The sequence below is a fragment of the Curtobacterium sp. MCLR17_039 genome (assembly GCF_003234745.1).
Lineage (GTDB): Bacteria > Actinomycetota > Actinomycetes > Actinomycetales > Microbacteriaceae > Curtobacterium > Curtobacterium flaccumfaciens.
The window spans coordinates 32,732-43,241 of sequence record NZ_QKTF01000021.1 but is presented as its reverse complement, the minus strand read 5'-3'; the positions used below and the strand labels follow the sequence as shown (position 1 = coordinate 43,241).

The following is a 10,510-nucleotide window of genomic DNA, read 5'->3' as shown; positions in this document are numbered from 1 at the left end:
CGGTCAGACGCAGCCCGCCGCCCCGCAGGCACCGTCCGCCCCGCCCGCGGCAGCGCCGGTCCCGGCCGCCGCTCCGGTCCCGCCGCCCGCAGCCGCACCGCCGGCAGCCGTGCCGGCCCAGGCCGCTCCGGCAGCCGCACCGGCTCCGGCGTCCGCGCCGAGTGCCACGGCCGCCGCCGCGGTGCCGAACCCCACGCAGGACGGCGCAGCCTCCGGCTACGTCACCCCGCTGGTGCGCAAGCTCGCGAACGAGCAGGGCGTCGACCTGTCCACGGTCACGGGCTCCGGTGTCGGGGGGCGCATCCGCAAGGAGGACGTCCTCGCCGCCGCCGCGAAGGCCCCGGCCGCCTCGGCTGCAGCAGCACCCGCCGCCGCTTCCGGCCCGTTCGTCGCCGAGGTCTCGCCGCTGCGCGGAACCCGCGAGAAGATGACCCGCCTGCGCAAGGTCGTCGCCGAGCGTGCCGTGCAGTCGATGACCTCGACCGCACAGCTCACGAGCGTCGTCGAGGTCGACGTCACGAAGGTGGCGCAGTTCCGCGACGCCCACAAGGCGGAGTTCCTCGAGAAGACCGGCTCGAAGCTCTCCTTCATGCCGTTCTTCGCCCTCGCGGCGTCCGAGGCGCTGAAGGCCCACCCGAAGATCAACTCCACGGTCGAGGGTGACGAGATCGTCTACCCGGAGACCGAGAACGTCTCGATCGCGGTGGACACCGAGCGCGGGCTGCTGACCCCGGTCATCAAGGACGCGGCCTCGCTGGACCTGGCGCAGTTCTCGAAGTCCATCGCGGACCTCGCCGAGCGCACCCGGAACAACCAGCTGAAGCCCGACGAGCTCGCCGGCGGCACGTTCACGCTGACCAACACCGGTTCGCGTGGCGCGCTGTTCGACACCCCCGTGGTGTTCCTGCCGCAGTCGGCGATCCTCGGCACCGGCATCGTCACGAAGCGCCCGGCGGTCGTGAAGGTCGACGGCCAGGAGGCCATCGCCATCCGCTCGTTCGTCTACCTGGCGCTGTCGTACGACCACCGGATCATCGACGGTGCGGACGCCTCGCGGTACCTCGTCGCGGTGAAGAACCGTCTCGAAGAGGGCAACTTCGCCCCGAACCTCGGGTACTGATCACCAGCAGCACGGCCGACGGCCCCGGTTCCCCTCGTGGGAGCCGGGGCCGTTCCCGTTCCCGTTGCCGGTCGGGTTCGGCGTCACCCGCCGCCGAGCAGGGTCAGCGCGGCGACCGCCGACCCGACGGTGACGACGAGCCCCACGAGGACACGGCGGAGCGGGAGTCGTCGTCCGGCTCCGAGTGGGACGCCGTGCTCGACCACGTCCCGCAGACGATCAAGCAGTCCGTTCTGCCGGTCCGGTGTCGGCGGTTCGGCGAACACGAGGTCGCTCGGTACGGGGGTCCACCGGAACGGGCGGGGCGCGGCGGCGGCACGGACGACGTCGAGTGCTGCTCGTGCGCTCGGCCCGTCACCGTCGAGGGCGTCCTGCAGCGCTCCGAGCACCTGGGCCTGGGCGGGGTCGGCCGGGTCGACACGGTCCCACACGCTCCGGGCTGCGAGCACGAGGGTCCGGGTCGCATCGGTGGAGTGCGCGGTGCGCGTCGGGGTCGTCGCGTTCGTTGGGTTGATCGGGTTCGTGTCATTGAGCGGGTTGGTCGGGTTGGTCGGGTTCGTCGCGTTCGTCGGGCGGTCGCAGAGCACCACGGCACCGGAGTCGTCCACCAGCACGTCGTCGATGCCGGCGGTACCGAGCAGGACCGCGCCGTCGTGCACGGACACCAGGAGCTCCAGGAGCGGGACCGTCAGGGTCACTGCGACCCCGGTGGTCGGGGTGCCGAGCCGGTCGAGCGCCGGCACGAGCGGCGTGCCCGTGGGCCGGTCGAGGTCGACCACGAGACGCCCAGCCGGCGTCCGACCGACCGCGGCCACCGGGACGAGGTGGCGCTCGGCGGCTGCGGAGCGGTCGGCGACCCACGTGAGCACGTCGCGCTCGTCGTGCCCGGCGTGCCCGGCGTGCCCGGCGTGCTCATCGCGCTCGTTGCCGGTCGCGATCCAGCGATCCGGGTGGTGGTCGGTGCTCGTCTCCATGGTGACCAGCGTGGCGGTGGCGCGGCGGGCCTCCAGGCTCTCCCGCACCATCTGTGGACAAGACGTGTTCGCGCACAGCCGGACACGCGACGGTCTCCCCCCGGCGCACGGAGGCCGTATCCTGTTCGCATGGCACGCAGCTCTTCCACAGACAAGAAGGCGAAGGAGCCGGGGCGTCTCAAGCAGATGTTCCAGGTCTTCCAGATGACCCGAAAGGCCGACCCGTCGTCGGTCTGGTGGTTCGCCCTCGCCTTCGTCGGTCCGGTCGTCCTCGGTGTCCTGCTGGCGCTGCTCCTGCCGGGGCAGAACTGGCTCGCGATCGTCCTGTGGATCGTCGCCGGTGTGCTGCTCGGTGTGCTGCTCTTCCTCATCGTGCTCGGTCGTCTGGCCGAACGTGCCGCGTACTCGCAGATCGAAGGCCAGCCCGGCGCCGTCGGTGCCGTGCTGTCGAACTCGCTCCGTCGCCAGTGGCGCTCGAGCGAGATGCCGGTCGCGGTGCACGGTCGCTCGCAGGCAGCGGTCTACCGCGCCGTGGGTCGCCCGGGTGTCGTCCTGATCACCGAGGGCCAGCGCGGCAACCTCAACCGCCAGGTCGACGAGGAGCGCCGCAAGGTCCAGCGCATCGTCCCGAACGTCGCCGTGCACGTGCTGCACGTGGGTGACGGTACCGGTGAGAGCCTGACGCTGCACAAGCTGCCCCGCGCCATGAACAAGCTCAAGAAGTCGCTCAACCGCAACGAGGTCCTGGCGGTCGCGAACCGTCTCGACTCGCTGACGCAGAGCCCCGCGGCCTCGATCCCGAAGGGCATGGACCCGATGCGGGCCCGCGCCGGACGGCCGCGCTGACCGAAGCCCCACACACGACACGAGAACGCCCCCGACCACCTGGTCGGGGGCGTTCTCGTGCGTGCGGGGCGCGTGCCTCGCTCGAAGCCGGTCTTGCACGGTGCGAGGTTCCGTACTCGGTGCGGGAAGCGCAGGCGGGCACCGAGTACGGATCCTCGCACCACACAGCCCGGCTCAGCGCCGGACGAGCACCGTCCCGGCGATGCGGTCGTGCGCGCCCCGGCTGTCGCGGTCGATGATGAGCGCCGGGACCACCAGGCAGAGCAGCACCGTCCGGAGGATCGGCCGCCACACCCCCACGTAGCCCCCGCGCATCGGGACGACCCGCAGTCCGACGCAGATGTGGCCGAACGACCCGGACAGCAGGCAGATGAACACGATCTGCAGCACGGCGAAGATGGCGATCTGCACCCAGGAGTGCGCGATGTCGCCCGAACCGTTCACCGGCGACCACACGCCGGTGACGTAGGCGACCAGGTCGGCCAGCGCGCCGTCGATCAGCAGCGCCACGACCCGCCGGCCGATCCGCCCGACACTCCGGGGTCCGGACTCCGGCAGACCGAGGTCCTTGCCCGGCCACCCGTCCGGGTGCTCGGAGGGCGCGGACGGACTAGGAGTGCTGCGGGCCATGGTCCCCAGCGTAGGCGACGGCCCGGGCGTAACACGCCCGAAACAAACCAGTCATGTCCGGGAAACCCCGTGTCAATAGCCTCGTCGGAGGTGCCTTGACCGGTGCCTCCGACATCACCCAACCCATTGGAGATCGGCCCCATGTTCAGCGATTCCTCCGAGGTCCTGGCCTTCATCAAGGACACCGACGTCAAGTTCCTCGACATCCGCTTCACGGACCTGCCCGGTGTGCAGCAGCACTTCAACATCCCGGCATCCACCGTCGACGAGGACTTCTTCTCGGTCGGCCAGCTGTTCGACGGCTCCTCGATCCGTGGGTTCGCGTCGATCCACGAGTCCGACATGCAGCTGATCCCCGATGTGACCACGGCGTACGTCGACCAGTTCCGCGCCGAGCGCACGCTCATCATGATCTTCGACATCTACAACCCGCGCAACGGCGAGATCTACGGCCGTGACCCGCGCCAGGTGGCGAAGAAGGCCGAGAAGTACCTCGCCTCGACGGGCATCGCGGACACCGCGTTCTTCGCCCCCGAGGCCGAGTTCTACATCTTCGACGACGTCCGCTACTCGGTCACGCAGAACGAGTCCTTCTACGCGGTCGACTCCGAAGAGGGCGCCTGGAACACCGGTCGCGACGAAGAGGGCGGCAACCTCGCCAACAAGACCCCGTACAAGGGCGGCTACTTCCCCGTGTCGCCGGTCGACAAGACCGCCGACCTGCGCGACGACATCACCCTCAAGCTGATCGACGCCGGCTTCGAGCTCGAGCGCTCGCACCACGAGGTGGGCACGGGCGGCCAGCAGGAGATCAACTACAAGTTCGACACGATGGTCCACGCCGCGGACGACATCCTGAAGTTCAAGTACATCGTCAAGAACACCGCTGACCAGTGGGGCAAGGTCGCCACGTTCATGCCGAAGCCGCTCTTCGGCGACAACGGCTCGGGCATGCACACCCACCAGTCGCTCTGGTCGGACGGCAAGCCGCTCTTCTACGACGAGAACGGCTACGGCGGGCTGTCGGACCTCGCCCGCTGGTACATCGGCGGCATCCTGAAGCACGCCTCGGCGCTGCTCGCCTTCACCAACCCGTCGATCAACTCGTACCACCGACTGGTCAAGGGCTTCGAGGCGCCGGTCAACCTGGTCTACTCGGCCGGCAACCGCTCGGCGGCGATCCGCATCCCGATCACGGGCACCAACCCGAAGGCCAAGCGCATCGAGTTCCGCGCGCCCGACGCCTCCGGCAACCCGTACCTCGCCTTCGCCGCGCAGCTGATGGCGGGCCTCGACGGCATCCAGAACCGCATCGAGCCGCACGAGCCGGTCGACAAGGACCTCTACGAGCTCCCGCCGGAAGAGGCGAAGGGCATCCCCCAGGTCCCCGGCTCCCTCGACGAGGCGCTCGACGCGCTCGAGGCGGACCACGAGTTCCTCACGAAGGGCAACGTCTTCACCGAGGACCTCATCCAGACCTGGATCGACTACAAGCGCGAGAACGAGATCCTCCCGCTGGCCCAGCGCCCGCACCCGTTCGAGTACGAGCTGTACTTCGGCGTCTGAGTTCCGCTGACACCACACGAAGGGCCCCGCACCGTCAGGTGCGGGGCCCTTCGTCGTACCGGCCACGTTTCGGGCTGGGCGACACCTCACGGGCTGCGCCGCCCGTGAGGTGTCGCCCAGCGCGAGAGAACGCGGCCACCGTCAGCGCGGGGTGCTGACGCGACCGCCTGGAGGCCCGGTGCCGGTCCGGCGGGCGGGCGCCGGGCCTCCAGGCGGTCGCGACGCACGTTCCTTCCCATCGCAGCTGGACTGGAAAGCGGAATCGGGCGTACCTGGTCAGAACTTCCGACCCGGTACGCCCGGTTCGACCCGGTACGCCCGGAACGACCAGGTACGCCCGATTCGACCAGGAACGCCCGGTCGGACCAGGTACGGCCCCGGGCGCACGGGAACGGGGCCCGCGCCGCCCGGCACGGACCCCGTCTCGCGAACGGTGACTAGCGGCTCGTGGCCAACGCGTCGTTCGTCCCCGCTGCGACGCTCACGGGTGCACCCGTGACCGGCGTGGGACGTCCCAGGGAACGGACGGTCCACCCCGCTTTCACCCAGTCGGAGACCGGGAGGCAGTTGCGCGCGTCGATGACGACGCGGCGCCCGACGAGGTCACCGAGGGCGACCGGGTCGGCGGTGATGATGTCGTCCCACTCGGTGAGCACGAGGACGACGTCGGCGCCCTCGATCGCGTCCGTCATCGAGGCGGCGTAGCTCAGCGTCGGGAACGAGCGCTTCGCGGGTTCCATCGCCTCGGGGTCCCAGAGCGTCACCTGTGCGCCGCGGAGGTGCAGCGCAGCGGCGACGTTGAGCGCCGGGGAGTCCCGGACGTCGTCGGTCAGCGGCTTGAACGCGGCACCGATGACGGCCACGCGGCGGTTGAGCACCGATCCCCCGGCCGAGTCGATCGCCATGTCGATGACCCGCTGGCGCTGCCCCATGTTGATCTCGTCGACCTGCTGCATGAGGCCGACGACCTGGCCCGCGCCGATCTCGTTCGCGCGGTACATGAGCGCCCGGATGTCCTTCGGCAGGCAGCCGCCGCCGAAGCCGAGTCCGGCGTTCAGGAACTTCCGGCCGATGCGGGCGTCGTGGCCGAGGGCGTCGGCCAGCGTGGAGACGTCGGCACCGGTGATCGCGCACATCTCGGAGATCGCGTTGATGAACGAGATCTTCGTGGCGAGGAACGCGTTGGCGCTCACCTTGACGAGCTCCGCGGTGGCGAGGTCGGTGGTGATGACGGGGGTGCCCTCGCTGATCGGTGCGGCGTAGACCTCGCGGATCACGGCGTCGGCGGCCTCGGAGGCTCCGCCCCAGACCAGACGGTCCGGGTGCAGCGTGTCCTCGACGGCCTTGCCCTCGCGCAGGAACTCGGGGTTCCAGATGAGCTCCGCGTCGATGCCGGCGGGGGTGAACTCGCGGACGATGCCACGGAGACGCGATGCCGTGCCCACAGGGACCGTCGACTTGCCGACGATGAGGCCCGGGTGGGTGAGGTTCTCGGCGACGCCACGGGTGGCGCTCTCCACGTAGGCCAGGTTCGCGGCGTGCGATCCGGCCTTCTGCGGGGTGCCGACGCAGACGAAGTGGACGTCCGCAGCGGCCACGGCCGAGGCGATGTCGGAGGTGAAGCGGAGCTTGCCGCTGGCGACGTGCTTCGTGATGAGCTCGGGCAGCCCGGGCTCGAAGAACGGGACCTCACCGGCGGACAGCGCGGCGAGCTTCGACGGGTCGATGTCGACGCCGATGGTCTCGAAGCCCATCTCGGCCATGGCGGCCGCGTGGGTGGCACCGAGGTAGCCGGTGCCGATGACGCTGATGACGGGTGCGGGACGGGTGTCGGCCGATGCGGTCGACTTCTTGGACTCGCTCATTGCGTGACCTCCTGCAGGTCGTAGTCGATGTCGTTGCGCTTGATGCCCTCGGCGAAGGCCTTGAGGGAATCGGCGCGGGAGTTGAGGCGCCAGTCGTTCGTGGTGCGCTTGCCGTCGATGATGGTGGTCGCGGTCTCGCTGAAGTACGCGAAGCCGACGATGTCCTTGTTGGCGGGGTCCGCCAGCGCATCGAAGAGCGAGTTGATCCACTGCGTCTTCTGCGGGTTCGCGACACTGGTGCCGGTCTCGGTCGCCCCGATCTCGTTGAGCATGATGCCCTTGCCCGGCGCGATCTGCCGGAGCTGCGCGAGCGTCGCTCCGAAGGTCGTGGCGAACGTCGGCTGCTCGGTGGCGTCGCGGTAGTAGCCGCTCATGCCGACCCAGTCCACGTAGTCCGCACCCGGGTAGTACTGCTGCATGTACTCGAGCGTCTGGTACTTCGTGTTGCCGAGCTTGTCGATGCGGCTCGGGGACCAGTCCCAGATGACGTACTTGTTCGCGCCGTTCGCCTGGAAGACGTCGTGCACGTGCTTCCACATCTTCTTGTAGGAGCCGACGGGGTTCTTCTGGGCGTCACCCTCGGACCAGTTGTACCAGGAGCCGTTCATCTCGTGGTCGAGACGGATGACCATCGGCTGCCCGTTGGCCGCAAGCGCCTTGGCGTACTTCGTCAGGTAGGCGTCGAACGACCCACCGGAGATGTCGTCGTTCGTGTACCCGGGGACGTACTTCTGGTCGTTGCCGGTCTGCGCCGGCACCGTCTCCCACGTCATGAGGGGGACCCGACCGTTGGCCCAGGAGCGCTGCACCGCGGTGGCGTTGAACTCCTGGTCGAAGCCCTGGAAGAAGCCGGTCATGTTCGACGCGGTGCCGACCTGACGGGAGACCTCGTCGTACTCGGCCCAGTTGAACGGGGACTGCGCGGTGTACAGGCCGTACCAGCGCGACTGCTGGCCGAGGATCTCGGCCTTCGTCGGCGTGACGACCGGGGTGGCACCCGGGTCGGTCGAGGGGCCGGGGTTCGGCTTCGACCCACCGCCGTTGCCCGAACCCGAACCCGAACCGCTGCCCGACCCGTTGTCCGACGAACCCGAACCGGACCCGCCGGCGGAACCGGCACCGGCCCCGCCGGAACCCGAGCCACCGCTGCCGGAGCCCGCGGCGTTGACGTTGGACGAGCCTCCCGAGCTCTTCGCCGCACCGAGCTGGGACTGCAGCGACGCGATCTGCGCCTTGAGTTCCGAGATCTGGTCGCCGCGCGACCCGGCCTGGGCCGTGCGGGAGTCGAGCTTGCCCTCGAGCGACCAGATGCGCTCCTGGGCGGCGTCGAGCTGCGTCTGCAGCTCGGCGGCGGACACCTTCTTGGCCTTCGGCGCCTCGACGCCGAGCGCCTGGTGCACGGCGGTCGAGACGGGGCCGGTGGGCGAGATCCACACCGACCAGGTGATGAGGCCGAGCGCCAGCACGATGGCCGTCGTGCCGATGGCCGTCCGGCGGGCGTGCTTGCTGGACTGCGCCCACCAAGCACTCGAGGAACGGATGATGTCAGACAATGAGGAACGCCTCCAGGGCGAAGATCGCGATGCCGATCACGTACGGGATCGCTGCGTACGGGTTGTACCGGCGGGCTCGGGCGGGGGCCGGCGCGGCTGCTCGCTGGGCCTCCTGCTGCGCGACCGCGGCTGCGGCCTCGCGGCGGGTGGCGAGGACGGTGGTGGTGGAGTTGGTCGCCGCGTCGGCGCCGAAGAGCTCGTCGAACGCGCGGTCGACGGCCACCTGGTCGACGGTGTCGAGCGGAGCGGACGAGCCCGAACCCGAACCCGCCGAGCCAAGGTCCGCGCCGTTCATCCGGGCACGTTCGGCGTCGATCGGGCTGGCCGGGATCTGCGCGGTGGCGGACAGCGGCTGGACTGCGTCCGCCGGGTCCTCCTGCATCGGACCACCGGCGTAGGCGCCGGCTCGGGTCCCCCAGCCGGACGCGTGCGCCAGGCGGAAGAAGCCGATGAGCCGGATCGGCATCAGGAAGAACGTCGACACGATGATGAACATCGGCAGGCGGAAGAAGTCGCTCGGCTTCTCGGACAGGTGCCGCATCTGGCGGATCGCCATGCTCAGCACGCTCGAGATCACCATGAGCGCCGCGACGTAGACGAAGCCGGTCGAGAAGCCGTACTGCGACAGGATTCCCTGGTACAGGTTCTCGCCCTGGCCGGTGAAGGCGCGGTAGATCCAGCCGGCGATCACGCCGAAGAGCATGAACGGCAGGATGATGTCGGTGATGAAGAACGCCGCCAGGATCGGGGCGTGGCCGAGCATCCACGGCAGCATCCGCAGCGTGTTGTACTGCGAGCCGCGAGCCCAGCGGAGCTGCTGCTTGAACAGCTTCTTCACCTGCAGCGGGGCGTCCGTGTAGACCAGCGACGTGTACTGGTAGACGGTCCGGTACCCCTCCTTGAGCGTGAGGTTCGTCAGCGTCCGGTCGTCGGAGACCTCGAGGAACACGCCCATGAACTTCTCGTGCATGAACCGGTCCATCACCCGCATGAGGATGCTCCGGCGGAACGCGATGGTGCGCCCGGGCAGGCAGCCGATCTGCCCGAGGACACTCTGTGCCGGCATCGAGTAGAGCGCCCGCGAGTTCTCGAGCCAGTCGGCCCAGCGGGTGATCCAGCTGCGCTCCGGCTCGAGGATGCGCTGCCGGGTCGTGACGCCACCGACGGACTCGTCGGCGAACGGCCGGAGGAGTTCCTCGAGCGCGCCGGGGGTCCAGACGGTGTCGGAGTCGACCAGCACGGTGATGTCGCCGTTGGACATCTCGGTGCCGACCTTGACGGCGTTGCGCTTGCCCGGGATGGGCGTGTGGGTCCAGCGGACGAGTGGGGCGAACTCGTCGCAGACCTCTTCGAGCGCCTCGTTGCGAGCACCGTTGATGACGACGATGATCTCGCCGGGCTGCTGCTCGACCATGCGGCCGATGACGTCGCGGAACAGGTCGAGCGGTTCGTCCACGACGGGGACGACGACGCTGGTGGTACCGACGAAGGTGCCGGTGAAGGGGCGGTAACGGGCGGAGATGACGACCTTGAGCAACCAGAGCAACCAGATCACCGCGGAGTACACGGCGAACAGGTAGAACTCGGGGTGCCCTTCGACCATCTGCCTGATCTGCAGAATGAAGGTGAACACTGATCCCTGCTTCAACGTTCGAGGTGGAGATTCCGCTTCATCGGGGAATCAGGGCCGGTTCGGGTGATGCCATTGATGCAGAACCTGAACGCGCGCGCAACGCGGCCCCCGTCCGGGGGCGTTACGGGCGCGTTACGGGGTACACACTGGTCCCCCTCTCGGCCGGTCGGAGCGGTCCCCCGTCGTGCTGACAGCAATCCTGCGGACCACGCGACCGCGGAGGCTCACTTCGATGGGCGACAGGTGCGGCCTGGAGGCACGGGTCGGGTCAGATGGAAAGCCCTGGTCAACAGGTGGTCACGTGGCGTGTCGGGGGGCACCGG

Annotated in this window: 8 protein-coding genes; 3 read left to right on the top strand and 5 right to left on the bottom strand. The window is 69.3% G+C overall.

All coding sequences use genetic code 11. The features are described 5' to 3' along the window. A partial coding sequence (gene sucB / locus DEJ00_RS17305; protein ID WP_111058210.1) for a 2-oxoglutarate dehydrogenase, E2 component, dihydrolipoamide succinyltransferase occupies positions 1 to 1,120 on the top strand: 1,120 nt, incomplete at its 5' end. A gap of 83 nt (positions 1,121 to 1,203) precedes the next feature. On the opposite strand, the gene DEJ00_RS18740 is transcribed toward sucB, so the two are convergent. Continuing rightward, positions 1,204 to 2,094, bottom strand: a complete 891-nt coding sequence (locus DEJ00_RS18740) for a hypothetical protein (RefSeq protein ID WP_220038892.1) — start codon at positions 2,092 to 2,094, stop codon at positions 1,204 to 1,206. A 129-nt stretch (positions 2,095 to 2,223) separates the two neighbouring features. Here DEJ00_RS18740 and DEJ00_RS17295 point away from each other — a divergent pair, with 129 nt between their 5' ends. Next, positions 2,224 to 2,940, top strand: a complete 717-nt coding sequence (locus DEJ00_RS17295) for a DUF4191 domain-containing protein (protein ID WP_027465455.1) — start codon at positions 2,224 to 2,226, stop codon at positions 2,938 to 2,940. 174 nt (positions 2,941 to 3,114) lie between these two features. Here DEJ00_RS17295 and DEJ00_RS17290 read toward each other — a convergent pair whose 3' ends face one another. Next, the gene (locus tag DEJ00_RS17290; protein WP_071244549.1) at positions 3,115 to 3,570 is read right to left on the bottom strand and encodes an RDD family protein; all 456 of its coding nucleotides are present in this window, start codon (positions 3,568 to 3,570) and stop codon (positions 3,115 to 3,117) included. Positions 3,571 to 3,711: 141 nt separating this feature from the next. Between DEJ00_RS17290 and glnA the strand changes: the two genes are divergently transcribed. Further along, positions 3,712 to 5,136, top strand: coding sequence for a type I glutamate--ammonia ligase (gene glnA / locus DEJ00_RS17285; RefSeq protein ID WP_027465453.1), 1,425 nt, complete (start codon positions 3,712 to 3,714; stop codon positions 5,134 to 5,136). 437 nt (positions 5,137 to 5,573) lie between these two features. On the opposite strand, the gene DEJ00_RS17280 is transcribed toward glnA, so the two are convergent. The 3 genes from DEJ00_RS17280 to DEJ00_RS17270 are packed head-to-tail and all read right to left on the bottom strand — an operon-like array spanning position 5,574 to position 10,187. After that, a complete protein-coding gene (locus tag DEJ00_RS17280) occupies positions 5,574 to 7,001 on the bottom strand; it encodes a UDP-glucose/GDP-mannose dehydrogenase family protein (RefSeq protein WP_051596711.1) in 1,428 nt (475 codons plus the stop codon). Next, the gene (locus tag DEJ00_RS17275) at positions 6,998 to 8,554 is read right to left on the bottom strand and encodes a glycosyl hydrolase (protein WP_071244547.1); all 1,557 of its coding nucleotides are present in this window, start codon (positions 8,552 to 8,554) and stop codon (positions 6,998 to 7,000) included. The genes DEJ00_RS17280 and DEJ00_RS17275 overlap by 4 nt, the downstream gene beginning before the upstream one ends. Next, a complete protein-coding gene (locus DEJ00_RS17270; protein ID WP_111058209.1) occupies positions 8,547 to 10,187 on the bottom strand; it encodes a glycosyltransferase family 2 protein in 1,641 nt (546 codons plus the stop codon). Before DEJ00_RS17270 ends, DEJ00_RS17275 begins: the two co-directional genes overlap by 8 nt. Positions 10,188 to 10,510: the final 323 nt, after the last annotated feature.

Bases quoted from the DNA above. Each gene is read 5' to 3' on its own strand.
- glnA (WP_027465453.1), top strand. From the start codon at position 3,712: ATGTTCAGCGATTCCTCCGAGGTCCTGGCCTTCATCAAGGACACCGAC.
- DEJ00_RS18740 (WP_220038892.1), bottom strand. From the start codon at position 2,094: ATGGAGACGAGCACCGACCACCACCCGGATCGCTGGATCGCGACCGGC.
- DEJ00_RS17280 (WP_051596711.1), bottom strand. From the start codon at position 7,001: ATGAGCGAGTCCAAGAAGTCGACCGCATCGGCCGACACCCGTCCCGCA.
- DEJ00_RS17290 (WP_071244549.1), bottom strand. From the start codon at position 3,570: ATGGCCCGCAGCACTCCTAGTCCGTCCGCGCCCTCCGAGCACCCGGAC.
- DEJ00_RS17295 (WP_027465455.1), top strand. From the start codon at position 2,224: ATGGCACGCAGCTCTTCCACAGACAAGAAGGCGAAGGAGCCGGGGCGT.